We start from the raw sequence: 19,196 nt of genomic DNA on the forward strand, positions 1-19,196 counted from the left end.
CTTTGTCGCGTGCACCCGGCCATTTGGGCCACAAACGGAGAGGCACATGAGCGGACAAATTCCCTTCCCCAACATCTCACCAGAGATCTTTGCGATTTCCGCCTTTGGCATGGAATTTGCCCTGCGCTGGTACGCGCTGGCCTATATTGTCGGCATCCTGATCGGCTGGCGCATTGTGGTCGCCACCGTCAAACGCGCCACGCTCTGGCCCAACAACACGGCGCCCATCACTGCACAACAGGTCGAAGACCTGCTCAGCTGGGTCATTCTCGGCGTGATCCTTGGCGGCCGCCTCGGCTATGTGCTGTTTTACAAACCCGCCTTCTATCTTGCCAATCCGGGCGACATCATCCGCATCTGGGACGGCGGCATGGCCTTTCACGGCGGCATGTTGGGCGTGATTCTCGCAGGCTTCCTCTATTGTCGCAAATATGACCTGCGCCCGATGCAGGTGGGCGACGCCATGGCACTTGGCGTGCCGATCGGCCTGTTTCTGGGGCGGATTGCCAACTTCATCAATGCAGAGCTCTGGGGCCGCCCCACCGATCTGCCATGGGGCGTGGTGTTCCCCGGCCATGCCGCTCAGGATTGCGGCCAGCTCGCCGCCTTTTGTGCGCGCCACCCCTCCCAGCTTTATGAAGCGCTGATGGAAGGCGTGATCCTTGGCAGCCTCATGCTCTGGCTCGCCTATCGCCGTGGCGCCCTCAAACGCCCCGGCACCCTAATCGGCACCTTCCTCGCAGGCTACGGCACCGCGCGTTTCCTTGTTGAGTTTGTCCGCCAGCCCGACGCCCAGTTCATTTCGCCGGGCAACCCACTCGGCCTTGCGTTGCAGATGAACGGCTACGGCTTCACCATGGGCCAGCTGCTCTCGCTGCCGATGATCGCCCTCGGCCTCTACCTGATCCTGCGCGCGCGTCCCGTGCCTGCCCCCGCCACATGAACAAACTCACGCAGCACCTCCTCGCTCGGATTGAAGCCCACGGCCCCATGACCGTGGCGGATTTCATGGGTGAGGCGCTGCTGCATCCCACCTTGGGCTACTACACAACCCGCGACCCTCTGGGCGCTGACGGTGATTTCACCACCGCGCCGGAGATCAGCCAGATGTTTGGCGAACTCATTGGCCTGTCGCTGGCACAGGCTTGGCTCGATCAAGGCGCCCCTGCCCCCTTCACACTGGCCGAACTCGGCCCCGGGCGCGGCACGCTCATGGCCGACATCCTACGCGCCACCCGCGCGGCGCCCGGCTTTCACGCTGCCGCCCAGATCCACCTTATTGAAGCCTCCCCAACCCTACGCGCCAAACAGCGCGCGACCCTCAGCGCAGAGGTCACATGGCACGACAACCTCGACACGCTGCCAGATCAGCCGCTCTTCCTTGTCGCCAATGAGTTCTTTGACGCGCTCCCAATCCGCCAATATCAGCGCGGCGCGGAAGGCTGGCACGAGCGCCTCGTCGCCATGCGTGACGGTACACTTTCATTTGCCCTCGGCCCGGAATTGCCCCAGCCGCACCTCACGCACCGCCTGAAAGACACGATCAAAGACAACATCGTCGAAACCTGCCCTCAAGCCGCGGCCATCGCCGATCAGATCGGCACCCGCATCGACAATACAGGCGGCGTGGCACTCGTGATTGACTACGGCGACTGGCGCGCGCAGGGAGACACATTGCAAGCCCTGCAAGATCACGCTTTCATCGACCCGCTGACCGCGCCGGGCGAAAGCGACCTCACCGCCCATGTGGATTTTGAGGCTTTGGCGCAGGCCGCCCCCTGCGCCCACAGCCACCTCACACCCCAAGGCGTGTTTCTGGAGCGCCTCGGCATCACCGCCCGCGCACAGGCACTGGCCACACAGCTCACCGGCGCGGCGCTTGACAGCCACATCGCCGCACATCGCCGCTTGACGCACCCCGAGGAAATGGGAAACCTGTTCAAAGTCCTCGCGCTCTTCCCCGAAGGCGGCACACCCCCAGCAGGATGCACCACATGACACTTGAGATACTCACCTCTGATTTGCTTGGCCCTGTGCATCATGGCTTCTTCACCCGCCGTGGCGGTGCGTCCTCCGGCATCTTTGAGGGCCTCAACTGCGGTGTCGGCAGCTCCGATCAGTCCGAAATTGTCGCCATCAACCGCCAGCGCGTGGCCGAGGCGATGGAGGTCGACATCGCCCATCTGGCCTCCGTACATCAGGTGCATTCCCCCGATGCCTACACCGCCACAGGCCCAATCACAGGCGAGCGCCCCCGCGCCGACGCGATTGTCACCAATCAGCCCGGCCTCGCGCTGTCCATTCTGACAGCGGATTGCCAGCCCGTGCTGTTTTCCGACCCCAAAGCCAGTGTGATAGGCGCAGCCCATGCCGGTTGGCGCGGCGCCCGCGATGGCGTGATGGAAGCCACACTTGATGCGATGGAGGCCCTCGGCGCCACCCGCGCAAACATCAACGCCGTCATTGGCCCCTGCATCAGTCAAAGCGCCTATGAGGTTGGCCCCGAGTTTCTCGACAATTTTCTCTCTGAAGACGCAGACAACCGCCGCTTCTTTGCCCCGGGCGAGGGCGACCGCATGCTGTTTGATCTGCCCGCTTACGGCCTGCATCGCCTGAAACAGGCAGGGGTTGGCGCTGCGGAATGGATTCGCCATTGCACCTATGCAGACCCGGCCAGATTCTACTCTTACCGGCGCACCACCCACGCCAAAGAGGCCGACTACGGCCGCCTGATCTCCTGCATTCGCCTCTAAAAGCGCGACAAATTTAACTAAAATGCAGCGCTTCTTTGCGCCCAAAAACACACCACGCCTCTCGCAGAGGCCATAAACAAAGGCCGCTTCTGCGAAACAATGCCCCGCGACCCTTGGGATTATCGACTAATTTTCCTAAAATCCGACCAATCTCGCCGCATCTCTGCCCCAATTCAGCAAGAAACTGATCTCAAGTTGGAAACAATAGACCCAACAAGGGTCAGAACGACCAAGGAGAGCAGAGATGAAAACCCAGAGCCGTTTTATCAAATCCGTTGTTGCCGCATCCAAGGCTGACGCCCCTCAAATGCCTTGGGCCCGTGGCCAACGTCGCGCCGCCTTCATTGCCAAACGCAAAGGCCTGACGCTTAAAAAAGTCGCCTAACAGGCGCACCCTTCCCAATTCATGCAAGACGCCTCGCGCCAGTCGCGGGGTGTTTTGCATTTTACCCCGGCAAACTCAGCCATCTGCGCAATTCATGACACAGTTTTTGCGTCTCATCCTCCTATTTTCGCAAAGCCCACCGGCTCCGTTGCTTAAATCCCGAAACCGTCTATAACGCTGGCCAAATTCTCATGTCAGAGGCGCATATGACGGACACACCTCAAGTCGGCATCATCATGGGCAGCCAATCCGATTGGCCCACCATGAAAGAAGCAGCCACCATTCTGGAAGAGCTGGGCATTTCCTACGAGAAGAAGATCGTTTCTGCCCACCGCACCCCAGATCGCCTCTGGTCTTATGGCAAAGAAGCCGCCGATCGCGGCCTGCAAGTCATCATCGCTGGCGCAGGCGGTGCGGCCCATCTGCCCGGCATGATGGCCTCCAAAACGCGCGTTCCTGTGGTGGGCGTGCCGGTGCAAACCCGCGCCCTCTCTGGCGTGGATAGCCTCTATTCCATCGTGCAAATGCCCAAAGGCTTCCCCGTGGCCACCATGGCCATTGGCGCAGCGGGTGCCGCCAACGCGGGCCTCATGGCCGCTGGCATTCTGGCCCTGCAAGATCCAGACCTCGCCACCCGCCTTGATGCGTGGCGCGATGCCCTCTCGGCCTCTATCCCGGATGAACCCCAAGATGACTAAGCCTCTTCCTCTCGGTTCCACCATTGGCATCCTTGGCGGTGGCCAGCTCGGCCGCATGCTCTCTGTGGCGGCCTCCCGTCTGGGCTACAAAACCTGCATCTATGAGCCCGGCGGCGATTGCCCTGCCAGCCATGTGGCCAACTACCATTTCCAGAAAAGCTACGACGATGCGGAGGCCCTGCGCGCCTTTGCAGAGGCTGTGGATGTGATCACCTATGAGTTTGAGAACATCCCCACTTCCGCGCTCGACATCCTGGAGGCCCATGTGCCGATCCGTCCGGGCCGCGAGGCCCTGCGTGTCAGCCAGGACCGCCTGACGGAAAAGACTTTCCTGCGCGATCTGGGCCTGAAAACCGCGCCTTTCGCCGATGTCACCAATGCCGACACCATGGCCGCCGCCGTGGCCGAAATCGGCGCACCAGCGATCCTGAAAACCCGCCGCTTTGGCTATGACGGCAAAGGTCAGGCCCGCCTGAAAACCGATGCTGATGCCGAGGTTGCGCTTGCGGATATGGCCGGCGCACCTGCGCTGCTGGAAGGCTTTGTGGACTTCTCCCACGAAGTTTCCGTGATTGCCGCGCGCGGCATCGACGGTCAGGTCGCCTGCTTTGATCCGGGCGAAAACGTGCACTCTGACGGCATCCTGCGCACCACCACAGTGCCCGCCCGCCTCACCGCTGCCCAGCGTATGGACGCGGTGCTGCTGGCTGCCAACATCCTGAACGCGCTGGAGTATGTCGGCGTCATGGGCGTCGAACTCTTCGTCACATCCGACGGCCTCATCGTCAATGAAATCGCCCCACGTGTGCACAATTCCGGTCACTGGACCCAAAACGGCTGCGCAGTGGATCAGTTTGAGCAACACATCCGCGCTGTGGTGGGCCTGCCTCTGGGCGACGGCCAGCGCCACAGCGATGTGGTCATGGAAAACCTAATCGGCGACGACATGGACCAGCTGCCAACCTTGTTGACCGAGCGCGACACCGCTGTACATCTTTACGGCAAGTCAGAGGTCAAGGCAGGCCGTAAAATGGGCCACGTCAACCGCGTCAAAGCCGACACAGCCAAATAACACGTCAAGGCGCACTCAAAGGGCCCTGTCACAGGGCCCCGCCTTCTCATTCGCCAAATATCCTGGGGTAGCCACATCATAGATGTGGCAGGGGCGAAGCCCCCTCTTTTCCCCTCACGCTGCCATAAACCGCGCTGCAACCTCACCTGCCATATGGCTCACTCGGCTCGCCACCAGCGTTGCGCCAATGCGCCCGTCCGGCCCCATAACAATCAAATCCGCGCGTTTGCCCGCCTCCAGCGTGCCGCGATCTGTGAGGCCCAGCACGGCTGCAGGCCGCTCAGAAATCAGCGCCCAGCCAGTGGCCAAATCACAGATCCCGTCCTCAACCATGCGCAACACCGCCTGCTTGGGCGCCGGATAGTGATAGTCAGACGCCAACGCATCCACCAATCCGTCAGCTACCAGATCCGCCGCTGTCACATTGCCCGAATGGCTGCCGCCACGCACCACATTGGGCGCGCCCATCACCACCGGGTCGCCAGCCGCCTGCGCCGCCTCTGCCGCCTCCCGCGTCTCGGGAAACTCACTGATGCGCAGCCCACGCGCCCGCCAAAAGGTGCGTGTTTCAGCCGTATCATCATCATGACTGCCCAGCCGCACACCACGCGACGTCAATCGCGCCGCCAGCCCGGCCACCGCCTCTGGCACCGCGTCTCGCGCCTCATGTAGCTCTTTGAGCAGCGCCAGATGCGCCTCGGGGCTGCGCCCGCTTTTCAGCGCCTGCCCAGTCAATCTGGGGGGCTTATTGCCCTTCTCCAGCGCCGCATGCGGCAGGTGATCATTGAACACCACATAGGGCACGTCATGCGCCGCGACCGCCGCCTCAAACGCCGCGTAGTCAGACAACAAATGGCTCTCAAACCGCAGCTGCACACGCATATCCGTCAACAGCCCCTCAGCCGCTGCCAATGCCTCCAGAAAGCGCTGCGCAAAAGCAGGGCTGCGCATGCCGCCCTCCCAGCTCCAGAACTGTGCCAAAACGGCGGTGGTGATGCCATTGGCCGCAAGCTCCGCATCCGCAGACAAAAGCCCCTCGCCAAGGTTCTTCATCGCCCCACGCCGTGGTGCCAAATGGCGCTCAAAGCCATCGCCATGCAAGTCAACGATACCCGGCAATATCTGAAAACCGCTCAGATCCACCTGACGGCCACCCCCACTTTCGGCAATCACGCCATCCTTGAGCGCCAAAGCCCCCTGCGCCAGCCCGTCTGGGCGCAAAACCTCTGCGCCCACCAGCTCCAGATCACGTGTCATCGGCACCGGCACCCTCTGCATCATCCGCGTCCAGATCCCCGTCTCCGTCCCAGTCGGTGTATTTCTCGATCCAGTCAAAGAAATCGTCACCTTCACTTTCGGCACAGCCCTCGGCGGTACAGTCATCATCCACCAGACGCTGCAACTCACGCAACGCCGCCTGCGCATCGCCCCAATGCAACTCCGGATCAAACTGCCCATGGGTCAAAAACTCACGGGTCTGTGCGATCACCATGGGGTTGTTCATCATGAATGTATGCGTCACCGGCAATTCAATATGGTCATTCATCCCGGCCACTTTCGTGCTCTCAACCGAGACTTTGCCATCATCGGGCCCTTCAATCAGGCTTGAGAAATACGGGTTGAGCGACCGTGTGCCGGCAATCACCCCCAATTCAAAATCCACCGGCGGCAGATCACTGGGCAAGCCATCCGTGCCCAGCTCCATCCCCGCCGGACCATTCAGCCACTCAAACGGGGCCAGATTGCGCAGCTCATCCACCACCTCACTGCCTTTGTTGGGTGGCCCCAACATCACCACACGGCCGAGGTTTTCCGGCTTATGATTTACAAACCACACGCGGGTCAGAATGCCGCCCATGGAATGGGTCACAAAATGCACTTTGCGTTCGCCACATTGCGCCACCGCATCGGGCAGGGTGCTGTGGGCCAGATCCGCAATCTCATCCTCGGTGGAGGGGTAGCCCTGACGCAACACCTCAAAACCATAGCGCTCCAGCGCCAGCTCCATCACCAGAAAGGAGCTCTCCGTGCGCGCCAGCCCGTGCAACAGAACCACACACTCCTCTGCAACCGTCTCTTCTTTCTCACCGGGCGACGTGCCCAGCACAGGCACCGCCATCAGCGGCAACAGCGCGGCCAAGGCAGCTATTTTGTAGATCAATCTGGTCATGGTCTTGAGATAGGCTTTCCGCGCGCTCTACAAAAGAAGAAACCTAACGGAACTTTATTTATGTCCTCGCCCCGCCTCGCCGCCCGCGCCATCATCCTGCAAGACGACAAGCTGCTGCTTGTGAATGCCTACCCGGAGGGACAGAGCGATCTCTGGTGCGTGCCCGGCGGCGGGGTAGAGCGCCACAGCTCGCTGAAAGAAAATCTCGCCCGCGAAGTCTGGGAAGAATGCGGCCTCACAATCGCCGTGCATGATCCATGCCTGATCAATGAATTTCATGATCCAGAGGGCAGCTTTCATCAGATCGACATCTACTTCCGCTGCACCATCACCAAAGGCACGCTGTCTGACGATTGGAAAGACCCGGAAAACATCGTCACCACCCGGCGGTTTTTCACGCAGGAAGACTTGGTGCGGGTGCCGTTTAAACCTGACAGCCTGCCGGATGTGGCTTGGGGCGATGGCCTCACGTATGATCCACTTGAACCGATTGTGAGACCCACAAAATAGCGCGCTTCACGCCTTGCGCATGGAAACCAGCACGCCACCAATCACCAGTGCTGCCGCGCTGACAAACCGCAACGTCAGCGGCTCCGCCAGAAACACCATGCCCCCCGCCATGGCGATCACCGGCACCGTCAGCTGCGCCACCGCCGCGCGGCTCGCGCCCAACCCCGGCAGGATCGCATACCACAAAGCATATCCAAGGCCCGAGGTGATCACGCCAGACATCACCGCCAGCGCCACGCCCTGCCCGCCCAGCGCCTCTGCACCACTGATCCCAATCTCTCCAGTCAGTCCCCAGCTCAGCAAAACCGCCACCGGTGCTGCCAGAATGAAATTCATTGCCGTGGCTTGCGTCGCATCGGCTTCTTTGCGCCCCTGCAGCGAATAGATGCCCCAGCCAAACCCCGCCAATGCCATCGCGGCGGCATGCGCCACCGAAACGGCGCCACCTGGACCCGGCGCAAGCAGCCAAATCAGTCCCGCCAGCGCCAGCCCAGCGCCCAGCCAACGGGTCATAGGCACCTCTTCACGTGCCAGCACCGCGCCGCCAAACATGGTGATCTGCACCACACCAAATAGGATCAGCGCCCCAAGCCCTGCATCCAGCCCACGATAGGCCACGGAAAATCCGAAAATATAGGCCAGCAGCCCGGCAACGGCCACGCCCCGGCCAAAGCCGCCAATCGCAAAGCCGCGCTTCTGCCACGCGACTAATGCCGCCAGGGCCAACGCGCCAGATGCAAGCCGGATCACGCCAAAACTCATGGCATCCATGCCCATACCGCCCACAGCGGCGCGGTTCAAAACGGAATTTGCGGCAAAAGCCGTCATGGTCAGGGCGGTCAAAAGCAGAAGTCTCATGCTGCCCTGAGTGACACGCGTGGCCGGGACGAGCAAGCCATCCCGACCACGCGCAGCCCCAAGTGTCGCGACCGGACCAAAGCCGCACACAGGGGGCCGGGCCTACTGCAAGGTTGCGGGGGCTATCGCGATACCGCATCGAGCGGAACGCGGCACCGCCACGCTGGGGGGAGCTGTCAGCCCCGCTACCTTTGCTCAGCCATCACTTGACGCGCAAACTGCTTGTCGCGCGCTTTGTCTCCCAACCAGATCGCCATATAGCGATCGCGAATATTGTCATGCCGCAGGGTGCAGGTCTGCGCCCCATTCACCCAGAACCGCAGCGCATCCGCACTGCGTGGCGAGGCCACAATCCGGTCTCCGGGTCGAATGTCGCGGTAGCACGTGGTCAATTTCTTTAAGATCTCGGGATGATCGGCCCGATCCCCTTCAATCCGCTCCAACTCATCAAGCGAGGCCCGCAGTAGGATGGTACGGCGGATCTTGCGCTGATACTCGATCTTCAGCGCGTATTTCCCGTCACGGTCAAATCCTTGACCACGCGGCGCATAAATCTCTGCGTCATAGACTTTCAACCCGAGATACCGAAACTGCCCAGCGCCCAGCGCCTGTGGCTGTCCCAGCAGGCTCTGCACCTCCGGTGCCACCTCCGCTTTACTCTCCGCCACCCAGCCAAGTGTCACCGCAGCACTCAGGCACAGCATCAGCACCCGTTCTCTTATGGGCAACCTCACGTGCATCTGCGCCTCCCTTGCCAACAGTCTTTTCACCCTGCTCCCGCACAATTGCCGTGCGGCGCGTTATGAAGATGTTACGCAAGCAAAAGGCGCCCGGATCACTCCGAACGCCCCCGTTTTTGCACTTTGCAAATGTCTATTTCCGCCCTTTGCTCCCCTTATGCGCCTTGGTGACGGTCTTGATCATCTTGCCGAAGTTTTTGTCATAGGCGCGCCGTTCTGCCAGCGAGGCAGTGTTATGCCGCTCCTCGGCCTCCAGCTTGCGCCACCGCTCCAGCCGATCCGCATCCAGCGTGCCCGCCGCAATCGCCGCGCGCACCGCACAGCCCGGCTCGCTTTCATGGGCGCAGTCGCGGAACTTACACTGCGTTGCCAGTTCGACCACATCGGCAAACAGATCCGCCAAGCCATCACCTGCCTCCGCAAGCTGCAACTCGCGCATCCCCGGCGTGTCCAGAATAGCCAGCCCAGCCTCGGTGAAATGCAACTGCCGCGCCGTGGTGGTGTGCCGCCCGCGGCTGTCATCCTCGCGGATCGCCCCGGTCTCGGCCTGCTCACTGCCAAACAGCGCATTCACCAGTGTGGATTTCCCCACACCTGAGGTGCCAAGGAAGGCCACCGTCTGCCCCGGCGCGCACCAATCGGCGAGCTTTGCGGCGGGTTCTTCGCTTTTGGCATTCAGCAATACTACCGGCACCCGATCCGAAATCCGTTGCGCCTCTGCCACAAAGGGTGCTGTGTCGTCGCACAGATCCGCCTTGGTCAGCACAATCACCGGCGTCACATCCGCCTCAAAGGCCAACGCCAGAAACCGCTCCAGCCGCGCCACGTTGAAATCATTGTTGCAGCTGGTCACCACAAAGGCCGTGTCCACATTGGCCGCAATCATCTGAATGCTGCGGTCGTGCCCGGCGGCGCGGCGTTTGAACAAGCTCTTGCGTTCAAGCACTGCGCTGTGGCTTGGCAGTTCGGCATTGTACAAAAGCCAGTCCCCCACCGTGGCCTCAGGCCCCGGCGGGATCAACGCCTCAATACCGTCGCCGCGCACGCGCAGCCCATTGCGATGCACTTCCACCACCCGCACTGGCGGAGAGGCTTCCAGAATATCGAGGTCGGTCTGCTGGGCAAAAAACGGCTGCCAGCCCAAAATATCCAGCGGCGCGCGCTTGGGGCTGTCAGAAGCGGTGCCACTGCTGGGCAAAAATTGGGAATAGTCCCGTGTCATTGGTCATGAACTCTCATGGATCAGCCACATGCTGCGCATCTGGCCGAAAGGTAACAGAAAATAGTGGCAGCACAAACGCTCAGCCCCGCGCCAAGGCGCTTGGGTCGCTGATCTGTTCGTGCATCGGGTGGGCACTCTGCCACCCGCCATGTTCAGGCATCCTGATACCGAGCCATAAAACCTCCATCTGAGTTGGCGTCAGCTCTACGCCTTCAGGCCGCGCAGGTCAATTCAACACGCTCATTCAAGCAGCGTGCCGCGCCACAAAATCCTGCATCATCGCCACCAACATGGGCGCTTGTTTCGGCGTGATCACATGCCCCATGCCTTCAATCAGATGATGGTCACACTGCGGGATCAGCCCGGCAATCTCCGCCCCGGCCTCTGGTGGGATCAACGTGTCATTCTCCCCGTGAATGACCTGACACGGCACCGAAACTTTGGTCAGCGCGTGCCGCCGATCTTTGGACGCAATCACCGCCAGCACCTGCCGGTTCACACCTTCAGGGTCAAACCCCCGGTCATAGGCCAGCCCCGCCTGCGCCTGCAGCTCTTCTTCTGTCATCGGATAGGCTGGGCTGCCCCAGAACGCATACTCACGGATCGCATTGCCCACAAAATCCGCGCGATCCACCGGATGCGCCAACAGCGTCGCCAGCCATTCCGCATTGCCGCCGCGCTCCGCAAAGGGGCGCGCCGTGGCCATCACAATTGTTGCACTCAACAGCCGCGCCGCATGATCCAGGCAGAGGATCTGCACAACCGCCCCGCCCATCGACATGCCAAACACATGCGCCTTTTCAATACCCAGCGCATCCATCACGCCAATGGTGTCCGCCGCCATATCATTCAGGCTATAGGCCGCAGGCACCGCGCCCTCCGCCAAAGCCTGCGCCGTGATCTCTTCCGCCTGACTGGGCACGCCCTCCTTGGGGCAACGCTGCGACAACCCCACATCACGGTTGTCAAACACCACCACGCGAAACCCCGCATCGGCCAGCCCAGCCACAAAATTCTCGGGCCAATGGATCAGCTGCGACCCCAACCCGCGAATAAGCACCAAAGGCACGCCATCGCGCGGCCCGTGATCCTCAACTTCAATCTGAATACCATTTGCCGTGATCTGCATCACTCACCCCTTATACTCTTGACGCAACACGTTTTTCTGCACCTTGCCCATGGTGTTGCGCGGCAGGGCTTCCATGATCTGATAGGCACGCGGGTGTTTGAATCGCGCAAGCCGCGCGCCCACCTCCGCCTCAATCGCCTCTACATCCAGCGTCGCATCGGGCAGCGCCACCAAAGCCGCAATCACGCTTTCGCCAAAATCAGGATGCGGCACGCCAAACACCGCGCTTTCTGACACCCCGTCGAGATCGTTGAGCACATCCTCCACCTCTTTGGGGTAGATATTATATCCCCCTGAGATAATGAGATCTTTCGCCCGCCCCACAATGGTGACCCGCCCGTCCGGCTCCATCACCGCCAGATCGCCGGTGATGAAAAAACCATCCGCGCGCAGCTCCTCAGCGGTTTTCTCCGGCATCTGCCAATAGCCCTGAAACACATTGTCCCCCCGCACCTCGATCATGCCGATCTCCCCATGGGGCAAAGCCTCCCCGCTCTCAGGATCAGTGATCTTCACCTCCGTGCCCGGCAGCGCATAGCCCACGGTGCCCGCCACCCGCGCGCCCGCGTAAGGGTTGGAGGTGATCATATTGGTCTCCGTCATGCCGTAGCGCTCCAGAATGCGATGCCCAGAGCGCGCCTCAAAGGCCTGATGCGTTTCCGCCAGCAAAGGCGCGGAGCCAGAAACAAACAGCCGCATATTGGCGCAAAGGTCTTTGTCAAACCGCGCATCACCCAGAAGCCGCGTGTAAAACGTCGGCACACCCATCATCAGCGTGGACTGCGGCAGTTCGCGCAGGATCTCTTCCAGATCAAACTGTCCCAGCAGCCGCACCTGCGCCCCCGCCAGCAGCGCGGTGTTCATTGCCACAAACAGCCCATGGGTGTGGAAAATCGGCAAAGCATGGATCAGCCGGTCTTCTGCTGTGATCTGCCACAATGCGGTCAGCGCCTGCGCATTGGACAGAAGGTTCTGATGGGACATCATCGCCCCTTTGGAGCGCCCGGTGGTGCCAGAGGTATAGAGAAGCCCCGCCAGATCATCCGGCCCACGCGCCACAGTCTCAAACTGCGCCGGCTGTTCATCCGCCGCTGCGCTCAGGCTCCCGCCCTCCGCTGTCAACGTCAGCACCCGTGCGCCCACATCCGCCGCAATCTCCCGGATTGCCTCTGCATCTTTGGCGTCACAGACAATCAGCTTCGGCGTTGCGTCCTCACAGAAGTAGCGCACTTCCTCCTGCGTATAGGCCGTATTCAGCGGCAGATAGACCGCCCCCGCCTGCAAAGCCCCGCCGTAAAGCGCCAGCGTGTCGCGCGTCTTGGGCGCCTGCACCACAACCCGCTCTCCCGGGGCAACGCCCGCAGCTGTCAAAACATGCGCCATCTGCGCCGCCCGCGCGACAAACCCTTGATAGCTCAGCGAAACCCCATCGTCACACGCCAGAAACTCAGCCGTATTTTGCGCATGTGGGGCAATCAAAGCATCATAAAGTATGTTGGTCACGCCGGATCATCCTTCGTCGGTTTGGCTTCCGGGCCGACCTTTGGGCATCCCGACAGGATTTTCAAGAACCATAAAACAAAGCCTGCGCCCCCATTTTCCGCCCAAAACAAGAAACTTCTGTAACAGCCGTTGACTCCCTCGCAATCGCCCCCTACCTCTTTCGCCGTTAGCACTCGCCGCTTGGGAGTGATAACGGCTCCGCTGAGGAGTCAGGGAGACAACTCAATTAGGGAAACCTAGTCATGGCATTTACACCACTGCATGACCGCGTACTCGTACGCCGCGTTGAAAGCGATGAGAAAACCGCAGGCGGTCTGATCATCCCAGACAGCGCAAAAGAAAAACCTGCTGAAGGCGAAATCGTATCCGTGGGCGCTGGCCTGCGTGACGACAAAGGCGCCCGCGTCGAGCTCGACGTGAAAGCAGGCGACAAAGTCCTGTTTGGCAAATGGTCCGGCACCGAAGTCACCGTCGACGGTGAAGAGCTGCTGATCATGAAAGAATCCGACATCATGGGCATCATTGCCTGATCGTCTGACCCAAGAATTCCAAATTAGGAGCCTATAAAATGGCAAAAGACGTCAAATTCGACACCGATGCCCGCAACGCAATGCTGCGCGGCGTGAACGTTCTCGCAGACGCCGTCAAAGTGACCCTCGGCCCAAAAGGCCGTAACGTTGTTCTGGACAAGTCCTTCGGCGCACCACGCATCACCAAAGACGGTGTGTCCGTGGCCAAAGAGATCGAGCTGGAAGACAAGTTCGAAAACATGGGCGCACAGATGGTGAAGGAAGTTGCTTCCCGCACCAACGACGAAGCAGGCGACGGCACCACCACCGCGACTGTTCTGGCTCAGGCGATCGTCAAAGAAGGCCTGAAGCAGGTTGCAGCTGGCCTGAACCCAATGGACCTGAAGCGCGGCATCGACCTGGCAACTGCAAAAGTAGTTGAAGGCATCAAATCCGCATCCCGCGAAGTGGCTGACTCCGCAGAAGTTGCTCAGGTTGGCACCATCTCCGCAAACGGCGAAGCCGAAATCGGCCAGCAGATCGCAGACGCGATGCAGAAAGTTGGCAACGAAGGCGTGATCACCGTTGAGGAAAACAAAGGTCTGGAAACCGAGACCGATGTTGTTGAGGGCATGCAGTTCGACCGCGGCTACCTCTCCCCTTACTTCGTGACCAACGCAGACAAAATGATCGCTGATCTGGACGACTGCATGGTGCTGCTGCACGAGAAGAAACTGTCTTCCCTGCAGCCAATGGTTCCACTGCTCGAGCAGGTGATCCAGTCCCAGAAGCCTCTTCTGATCATCGCAGAAGACGTGGAAGGCGAAGCGCTGGCAACTCTGGTTGTGAACAAACTGCGCGGCGGCCTGAAAATTGCTGCTGTTAAAGCACCTGGCTTCGGCGACCGCCGCAAAGCCATGCTGCAGGACATCGCGATCCTGACCGGCGGTCAGGTTATCTCCGAAGATCTGGGCATGAAGCTCGAGAACGTCACCATGGACATGCTCGGCACTGCCAAGAAAATCGAGATCACCAAAGACGAAACCACCATCGTTGACGGTGCAGGCGAGAAAGCAGAGATCGAAGCACGCGTGGCTCAGATCCGCACTCAGATCGAAGAAACTTCTTCCGACTACGACCGTGAGAAGCTGCAAGAGCGCGTTGCCAAACTGGCAGGCGGTGTTGCTGTGATCCGCGTCGGCGGCATGACCGAAGTGGAAGTGAAAGAGCGCAAAGACCGTGTGGACGATGCTCTGAACGCAACCCGCGCAGCTGTGCAGGAAGGCGTGATCGTCGGCGGTGGTGTTGCTCTGGTTCAGGCTGGTAAAGCACTGGAAGGTCTGGAAGGCGCAAACGCTGACCAGAACGCAGGTATCACCATCGTGAAGAAAGCCATCGAAGCGCCTCTGCGTCAGATCGCTGAAAACGCTGGTGTGGACGGTGCAGTTGTTGCAGGCAAAGTGCGCGAAAGCACCGACACCTCCTTCGGCTTCAACGCACAGACCGAAGAATATGGCGACATGTTCTCCTTCGGTGTGATCGACCCAGCCAAAGTGACCCGCACCGCTCTGGAAGACGCGGCCTCCGTTGCAGGCCTGCTGATCACCACCGAAGCGATGGTTGCAGACAAGCCAGCCAAAGAAGGCGCAGGCGCACCTGCAATGCCTGACATGGGCGGCATGGGCGGCATGATGTAAGATTAAGTTCCGCAAGGAATTTGATCTTAAGCGATCGTGCAAAGGCGTCCCTCGGGGCGCCTTTGTCACGTAAGCCTCCGCCAGACAAACAAAAAGGGTCGCCTCCGGGCGGCCCTTTTCTTTAAATGATGCATATGAGCCCTCTTAAGGCTTAAACCGCAAGCTCTGAAACAAGCATGACTTTGAAGGTCACAAATATGAAAAAGCGTAAAAGCCCCTGCACAGATGTTTGTGAATTTACCGGCCCAAATGGCTGGTGTCTTGGCTGTGGCCGCACACGTCAGGAATGCGCGAAGTGGAAAAAAATGAAACCCTATGAAGCAAAAATCATTGAGAAGGACCTGACCCGCCGCATGGCAAAGATCGCCGCAACACCATCTAAAGCGTCGTAGACTCTATGGGCAGCCGTAGGCTGTCATTTCACATTTTGTTGGAAAACGTCTCCCCCTGCGAGCTCCCCATGTACGACCCCAAAGGCAACAGCAAAGACAAAACCACTGACGGCGTCCTGTTCACCGAAACCGCGCCGCCGGAGCACCTGCGCAGCCTCGTCCACCGCTTCATATCGCTGCGCACGTCAGAGCCTCTGCCTGCCGACTACCGCTTTCACGCCCTGCCCGACGCCTGCACCTACATCGTTTTTGACCAACACACCCCGGAGATCACCGGCGTCACCCGCCTCAGCGCCTCCGCAGAAGAACTGAACCTGGGGCGCAGCTTTTACTTCCTCAACATCCGCTTCCTGCCCGGCGTCTGGCAACGCGACCGCGCGCCCATCTCCTATGGCCTGATCGACCAGCCCTACGCCGGCGCGCTGCCCCTCAAAGACATCAACACCGCCCTCATCGGCCAAGCTCCCGACGCCCAGCAGACCGCGCTTATCTCCTTTGTCGAAGACCTCCACACCCGCGGCATCCTGATCGCCAATCCGGTCACGGAGAAGATCTTCGCCCAAATCGACGCCATACATTCCGTCGCAGACATGGCCGCCACCGCACAGCTCTCCCCGCGCCAGCTCCAGCGCGTACTCAAACAAACAACGGGCTTTGCGCCCCATGACTTCCTCAAAGTCCTGCGCCTGCAACAATCCCTTGGCGGCGAACCCTCGCGCTCCTACGCCGACCAATCCCATTTCATCCACGCCTTCCGCCGCGCCACGGGCTACACACCGGGCCAATACGCGCGCAAATTCGATGTCTGAAATCTACAATACGCCACCCGTCGCGCCGCCTAAGCTCCCTGTATGACCACATTCACAGGAGCGCCTCATGCCCAAAATGAACACCATCGGCTGGTTTGACATCTACGTCACCGACCTCCCCCGCGCCGTCGCCTTTTACGAAAACGTCTTTGACTGCAGTTTGGAAGACATCGGCGACCCCACCGGCGAAACCCAAATGCGCGCTTTCCCCACCGACATGAGCCTCTACGGCGCAGGCGGCGCCCTCTCCAAATCGCCCCACGCCCAACCGGGCGCAGGCGGCACCATCGTCTATTTCAACACCGAAGACTGCACAGCCGAGGAAACCCGCGTCACAGCCGCAGGCGGCCAAGTCCTGCGTCCCAAGTTCTCCATCGGCGAATTCGGCTTTGTCTCGCTCTGCCAAGACACCGAGGGCAACATCTTTGGCCTGAGCTCCACGGCTTAGACAGCAACAACGATATAGAAACGCGGGCGGGGCGTAGCACAAAGCCCCACCTTTCCTGCCAAGCCGCCCCCTCGCAATCCACACACCCCTCCCCTATCTCTCTGAGAACACAGCCAAACCGGATCAAACGACATGCATGTTCTCACAGTGGTCGACCACCCCAACCCCGCCTCATTCAGCCATGCGGTTGCCGCCGAATTCATGCGTGGCGCGCAGGCGGCGGGTCACACCACAGAGCTGGCAGATCTTAACGCAGAGGGGTTCTCCCCGCTCTGGTCCATGGCTGATATCGAGAGCACAGACACCCCCCCGCCCGACGTGCGGCGCGAGCAGGAGCGCATCGAACGCTGCGAAGCCATCTGCCTTGTCTTTCCGCTGTTCTGGTGGGGCATGCCGTCGATGATGAAGGGCTGGATGGATCGCGTCTTTTCCTGGGGCTGGGCCTATGATCAGCTTGATGATCCCGACCAAAGCCTGCTGAAACCCCGCACCGGCGTGTTGCTCATCCCCGCAGGCGCGCGCTCTGATGACATGGAAGAAAAAGGCTATACCGCCGCGCTCGACACCCTCTGGACCCATGGTACCTTTGGCTACTTTGGGCTCTCCCCGCGCAAGATCGAACTTCTGAACGGCGCAACCGGCTCCGCCCCCCGCCGCGCCGCTCTCCTTGAGCGCAGCTACCAGACGGGCCTCACCTTGGAGTCGCCCGCCCAAAACTGACCAAAAGTGATCGACCGGCATCAGGCGTTGTAGATTTTTGGGACGATGCTTGACTAGCAAAACCAATCAAAGCCCGGATGACCAATCCGGGCCGCGCCCGACCCTCCCCATGGGAGGGCGCATTTGCAAAGGTCTTCATTTCTCAAAACGGCGGAGTCTCTTGGCCAGATAAACTGCCATGCATCACCGCTCCTCCGCGCCCACCCAGGCTCAGGCGCGGCCCTCCCGATCCTCTTATGACTTAGAAAACTGCGCTCAGCTCTGATCCAGCCCCTGCGCCCAGGCCAAGGCCTCCGCCTCAACCCGCTGCACAAAGGCGTCTTTGCCGTCAATATACGACTCCCAGTCGCCGCGACCCTCCGCGATCAGCGCGCGCTTCAACGCGCCATAATCCGCCGCCACCGCCGGATGTGCGCACAGGTAGCCGCGAAACGCCAGATGGCGCACCACATGGGCAGAGCCTCTTTCAAACACATGCAGGTGATGGCTGCGCTGCCCCGCACCGTCCATCTTGCGAAAATACCGCCGCCCCGGAATGCCGAGCTCTCCCATCGCCTCATAGCCCAGCGCCTCAAACTGCGCAGCGGCCGCATCAACCGCCGCCAGATCCGCGACCTCGCCCAACAGATCGAGGATCGGCTTGGCCACCAGACCGGGCACCGAAGTGCTGCCAATATGATGCAACTCGATCGCCTCAGCTCCCAGCGCCGCGTGGATGGCCTCCGCCTCTTGCGCAAAGCCCGCCGCCCATGCGGGATCATGTTCCACAACCAAAACCATGTCGCTGTGTTAACCTTTCAAGTCCAAAAAATTCCACCGTCGCGAAACAGTCGTAATACCGACGCAATACCGACGTGCCAACAGGGCCCCTTTTTCAGATGAAGGCACCGTCCCGGCGCAACACTTAACCCGCATCTGCAAGCGCCGCGACGCCAGATGCGCTCAACATGTAGACGCCTTTTTCGACCTTCTCAAACCAACCATAGTGGTTGTCCCGCATCAGGGTTGTGGCGTTCTCCACACCTGTGCCGCCGGCCACATCCCGCCCCCGGCTGGCACCATTTTCATTGAGAAAAACCGCGCATTTTTCCGCGTCCTGACGGTAAACCGTCACCGTTGCGCCGCGCGTCCCGCCCACATTCGGATCGCCTTCAAGCCGCGAAAACGCTTTTAATAGCTTAGACTTACGCGTTTTTGACTTGCGTGGCTGAAACGGCACCGGATCACAATGGGCTTCCACGGCGCCGTCTTTCAGCCGCACCGACAGCACCCCAAGCCCCAGCCGCTTGCACAAGCCAATATTGCCGGAAAACGCCTTCCATCCGGCGCGCCCCTTCCAGCGCGGCACCGCCACATAGACCGCATCCGTCACCGCCTGACGCGCCACTGCCTGTTGCAGCAACGCGAGGGAGAAACCAGTCTTTAACTCTATGATGACAGGCTCTTCCCCTGCCCGCAGCGCCACCACATCCGCTGCCCCCACTTCGGCCTTCACCTCAAATCCCCGCGCCTCCAGCCAGGCTTTGATCGGGGCATAAAGTTCTGTTTCTGCGATCCTGCTCATACCTCTTGGTAGCGCCA

The 19,196-nt window shown here is 60.5% G+C and carries 22 protein-coding genes; 13 read left to right on the forward strand and 9 right to left on the reverse strand.

Annotated elements, in window-relative coordinates:
• Positions 1-46 precede the first annotated feature (46 nt).
• The 6 genes from lgt to PJL69_RS10215 all read left to right on the forward strand — a co-directional run bounded on the left by lgt (position 47) and on the right by PJL69_RS10215 (position 4,908).
• Entirely contained in the window at positions 47-943 is an 897-nt protein-coding gene (lgt, locus tag PJL69_RS10190; RefSeq protein ID WP_271309556.1) for a prolipoprotein diacylglyceryl transferase, read from the forward strand.
• Complete coding sequence (locus PJL69_RS10195) at positions 940-1,998, forward strand: class I SAM-dependent methyltransferase (protein WP_271309557.1); 1,059 nt, start codon at positions 940-942, stop codon at positions 1,996-1,998. Before lgt ends, PJL69_RS10195 begins: the two co-directional genes overlap by 4 nt.
• Positions 1,995-2,753, forward strand: coding sequence for a peptidoglycan editing factor PgeF (gene pgeF / locus PJL69_RS10200; RefSeq protein ID WP_271309558.1), 759 nt, complete (start codon positions 1,995-1,997; stop codon positions 2,751-2,753). The genes PJL69_RS10195 and pgeF overlap by 4 nt, the downstream gene beginning before the upstream one ends.
• 244 nt (positions 2,754-2,997) lie before the next feature.
• Positions 2,998-3,138: a hypothetical protein gene (locus PJL69_RS10205; RefSeq protein WP_209098786.1), complete on the forward strand. Its 141-nt coding sequence runs from the start codon at positions 2,998-3,000 to the stop codon at positions 3,136-3,138.
• Positions 3,139-3,344: 206 nt separating this feature from the next.
• Entirely contained in the window at positions 3,345-3,836 is a 492-nt protein-coding gene (gene purE, locus PJL69_RS10210) for a 5-(carboxyamino)imidazole ribonucleotide mutase (protein WP_209098788.1), read from the forward strand.
• A complete protein-coding gene (locus PJL69_RS10215) occupies positions 3,829-4,908 on the forward strand; it encodes a 5-(carboxyamino)imidazole ribonucleotide synthase (protein ID WP_271309559.1) in 1,080 nt (359 codons plus the stop codon). The genes purE and PJL69_RS10215 overlap by 8 nt, the downstream gene beginning before the upstream one ends.
• A gap of 114 nt (positions 4,909-5,022) precedes the next feature.
• Here the strand turns inward: PJL69_RS10215 and PJL69_RS10220 are convergent, their stop codons facing one another.
• Positions 5,023-6,189: an alpha-D-ribose 1-methylphosphonate 5-triphosphate diphosphatase gene (locus PJL69_RS10220; protein ID WP_271309560.1), complete on the reverse strand. Its 1,167-nt coding sequence runs from the start codon at positions 6,187-6,189 to the stop codon at positions 5,023-5,025.
• On the reverse strand, positions 6,155-7,027 hold the full coding sequence (locus tag PJL69_RS10225; RefSeq protein ID WP_271309728.1) for a lipase family alpha/beta hydrolase: 873 nt from the start codon (positions 7,025-7,027) through the stop codon (positions 6,155-6,157). Before PJL69_RS10225 ends, PJL69_RS10220 begins: the two co-directional genes overlap by 35 nt.
• Positions 7,028-7,138: 111 nt before the next feature.
• On the opposite strand from PJL69_RS10225, the gene PJL69_RS10230 reads away from it, so the two are divergent.
• The gene (locus PJL69_RS10230) at positions 7,139-7,588 is read left to right on the forward strand and encodes an NUDIX domain-containing protein (RefSeq protein ID WP_271309561.1); all 450 of its coding nucleotides are present in this window, start codon (positions 7,139-7,141) and stop codon (positions 7,586-7,588) included.
• A 6-nt stretch (positions 7,589-7,594) separates the two neighbouring features.
• Here the strand turns inward: PJL69_RS10230 and PJL69_RS10235 are convergent, their stop codons facing one another.
• The 5 genes from PJL69_RS10235 to PJL69_RS10255 all read right to left on the reverse strand — a co-directional run bounded on the left by PJL69_RS10235 (position 7,595) and on the right by PJL69_RS10255 (position 13,040).
• Positions 7,595-8,446 carry a DMT family transporter gene (locus PJL69_RS10235; protein WP_271309562.1) on the reverse strand — a complete coding sequence of 284 codons (852 nt, stop codon included), beginning with the start codon at positions 8,444-8,446 and terminating at the stop codon, positions 7,595-7,597.
• Positions 8,447-8,631: 185 nt separating this feature from the next.
• Positions 8,632-9,186 carry a chalcone isomerase family protein gene (locus PJL69_RS10240; protein WP_271309563.1) on the reverse strand — a complete coding sequence of 185 codons (555 nt, stop codon included), beginning with the start codon at positions 9,184-9,186 and terminating at the stop codon, positions 8,632-8,634.
• 133 nt (positions 9,187-9,319) lie between these two features.
• A complete protein-coding gene (gene rsgA, locus PJL69_RS10245) occupies positions 9,320-10,408 on the reverse strand; it encodes a ribosome small subunit-dependent GTPase A (RefSeq protein ID WP_271309564.1) in 1,089 nt (362 codons plus the stop codon).
• 244 nt (positions 10,409-10,652) lie between these two features.
• Positions 10,653-11,537, reverse strand: coding sequence for an alpha/beta fold hydrolase (locus PJL69_RS10250; RefSeq protein WP_271309565.1), 885 nt, complete (start codon positions 11,535-11,537; stop codon positions 10,653-10,655).
• A gap of 3 nt (positions 11,538-11,540) precedes the next feature.
• Entirely contained in the window at positions 11,541-13,040 is a 1,500-nt protein-coding gene (locus PJL69_RS10255; RefSeq protein ID WP_271309566.1) for a malonate--CoA ligase, read from the reverse strand.
• A gap of 242 nt (positions 13,041-13,282) precedes the next feature.
• Between PJL69_RS10255 and PJL69_RS10260 the strand changes: the two genes are divergently transcribed.
• From PJL69_RS10260 to PJL69_RS10285, 6 genes are all read left to right on the forward strand, one after another.
• Entirely contained in the window at positions 13,283-13,570 is a 288-nt protein-coding gene (locus PJL69_RS10260) for a co-chaperone GroES (RefSeq protein WP_209098815.1), read from the forward strand.
• Positions 13,571-13,608: 38 nt separating this feature from the next.
• Positions 13,609-15,246 (forward strand): chaperonin GroEL, encoded by a 1,638-nt coding sequence (gene groL, locus PJL69_RS10265; RefSeq protein ID WP_271309567.1) that lies wholly within the window; start codon positions 13,609-13,611, stop codon positions 15,244-15,246.
• A gap of 176 nt (positions 15,247-15,422) precedes the next feature.
• The gene (locus PJL69_RS10270; protein WP_271309568.1) at positions 15,423-15,638 is read left to right on the forward strand and encodes a DUF1289 domain-containing protein; all 216 of its coding nucleotides are present in this window, start codon (positions 15,423-15,425) and stop codon (positions 15,636-15,638) included.
• A 68-nt stretch (positions 15,639-15,706) separates the two neighbouring features.
• The gene (locus tag PJL69_RS10275; RefSeq protein WP_271309569.1) at positions 15,707-16,447 is read left to right on the forward strand and encodes a helix-turn-helix domain-containing protein; all 741 of its coding nucleotides are present in this window, start codon (positions 15,707-15,709) and stop codon (positions 16,445-16,447) included.
• 67 nt (positions 16,448-16,514) lie between these two features.
• Positions 16,515-16,895, forward strand: a complete 381-nt coding sequence (locus PJL69_RS10280) for a VOC family protein (RefSeq protein WP_271309570.1) — start codon at positions 16,515-16,517, stop codon at positions 16,893-16,895.
• Positions 16,896-17,027: 132 nt separating this feature from the next.
• A complete protein-coding gene (locus PJL69_RS10285; protein WP_271309571.1) occupies positions 17,028-17,615 on the forward strand; it encodes an NAD(P)H-dependent oxidoreductase in 588 nt (195 codons plus the stop codon).
• A gap of 255 nt (positions 17,616-17,870) precedes the next feature.
• On the opposite strand, the gene PJL69_RS10290 is transcribed toward PJL69_RS10285, so the two are convergent.
• Together PJL69_RS10290 and PJL69_RS10295 are read right to left on the reverse strand one after the other, a co-directional pair.
• Positions 17,871-18,395, reverse strand: a complete 525-nt coding sequence (locus PJL69_RS10290) for a GrpB family protein (RefSeq protein WP_271309572.1) — start codon at positions 18,393-18,395, stop codon at positions 17,871-17,873.
• Positions 18,396-18,519: 124 nt separating this feature from the next.
• Positions 18,520-19,179: a DUF2161 domain-containing phosphodiesterase gene (locus PJL69_RS10295; protein ID WP_271309573.1), complete on the reverse strand. Its 660-nt coding sequence runs from the start codon at positions 19,177-19,179 to the stop codon at positions 18,520-18,522.
• Positions 19,180-19,196 lie beyond the last annotated feature (17 nt).

The sequence above is a fragment of the Shimia sp. MMG029 genome (genome assembly GCF_027947445.1).
Lineage (GTDB): Bacteria > Pseudomonadota > Alphaproteobacteria > Rhodobacterales > Rhodobacteraceae > Shimia.

What these genes read in the sequence shown, in the direction of transcription:
- lgt (WP_271309556.1), top strand. Translation starts at nt 47, where the DNA reads ATGAGCGGACAAATTCCCTTCCCCAACATCTCACCAGAGATCTTTGCG.
- PJL69_RS10195 (WP_271309557.1), top strand. Translation starts at nt 940, where the DNA reads ATGAACAAACTCACGCAGCACCTCCTCGCTCGGATTGAAGCCCACGGC.
- pgeF (WP_271309558.1), top strand. Translation starts at nt 1,995, where the DNA reads ATGACACTTGAGATACTCACCTCTGATTTGCTTGGCCCTGTGCATCAT.
- PJL69_RS10205 (WP_209098786.1), top strand. Translation starts at nt 2,998, where the DNA reads ATGAAAACCCAGAGCCGTTTTATCAAATCCGTTGTTGCCGCATCCAAG.
- purE (WP_209098788.1), top strand. Translation starts at nt 3,345, where the DNA reads ATGACGGACACACCTCAAGTCGGCATCATCATGGGCAGCCAATCCGAT.
- PJL69_RS10215 (WP_271309559.1), top strand. Translation starts at nt 3,829, where the DNA reads ATGACTAAGCCTCTTCCTCTCGGTTCCACCATTGGCATCCTTGGCGGT.
- PJL69_RS10220 (WP_271309560.1), bottom strand. Translation starts at nt 6,189, where the DNA reads ATGATGCAGAGGGTGCCGGTGCCGATGACACGTGATCTGGAGCTGGTG.
- PJL69_RS10225 (WP_271309728.1), bottom strand. Translation starts at nt 7,027, where the DNA reads ATGGCGGTGCCTGTGCTGGGCACGTCGCCCGGTGAGAAAGAAGAGACG.
- PJL69_RS10230 (WP_271309561.1), top strand. Translation starts at nt 7,139, where the DNA reads ATGTCCTCGCCCCGCCTCGCCGCCCGCGCCATCATCCTGCAAGACGAC.
- PJL69_RS10235 (WP_271309562.1), bottom strand. Translation starts at nt 8,446, where the DNA reads ATGAGACTTCTGCTTTTGACCGCCCTGACCATGACGGCTTTTGCCGCA.
- PJL69_RS10240 (WP_271309563.1), bottom strand. Translation starts at nt 9,186, where the DNA reads ATGCACGTGAGGTTGCCCATAAGAGAACGGGTGCTGATGCTGTGCCTG.
- rsgA (WP_271309564.1), bottom strand. Translation starts at nt 10,408, where the DNA reads ATGACACGGGACTATTCCCAATTTTTGCCCAGCAGTGGCACCGCTTCT.
- PJL69_RS10250 (WP_271309565.1), bottom strand. Translation starts at nt 11,537, where the DNA reads ATGCAGATCACGGCAAATGGTATTCAGATTGAAGTTGAGGATCACGGG.
- PJL69_RS10260 (WP_209098815.1), top strand. Translation starts at nt 13,283, where the DNA reads ATGGCATTTACACCACTGCATGACCGCGTACTCGTACGCCGCGTTGAA.
- groL (WP_271309567.1), top strand. Translation starts at nt 13,609, where the DNA reads ATGGCAAAAGACGTCAAATTCGACACCGATGCCCGCAACGCAATGCTG.
- PJL69_RS10270 (WP_271309568.1), top strand. Translation starts at nt 15,423, where the DNA reads ATGACTTTGAAGGTCACAAATATGAAAAAGCGTAAAAGCCCCTGCACA.
- PJL69_RS10275 (WP_271309569.1), top strand. Translation starts at nt 15,707, where the DNA reads ATGTACGACCCCAAAGGCAACAGCAAAGACAAAACCACTGACGGCGTC.
- PJL69_RS10280 (WP_271309570.1), top strand. Translation starts at nt 16,515, where the DNA reads ATGCCCAAAATGAACACCATCGGCTGGTTTGACATCTACGTCACCGAC.
- PJL69_RS10285 (WP_271309571.1), top strand. Translation starts at nt 17,028, where the DNA reads ATGCATGTTCTCACAGTGGTCGACCACCCCAACCCCGCCTCATTCAGC.
- PJL69_RS10290 (WP_271309572.1), bottom strand. Translation starts at nt 18,395, where the DNA reads ATGGTTTTGGTTGTGGAACATGATCCCGCATGGGCGGCGGGCTTTGCG.
- PJL69_RS10295 (WP_271309573.1), bottom strand. Translation starts at nt 19,179, where the DNA reads ATGAGCAGGATCGCAGAAACAGAACTTTATGCCCCGATCAAAGCCTGG.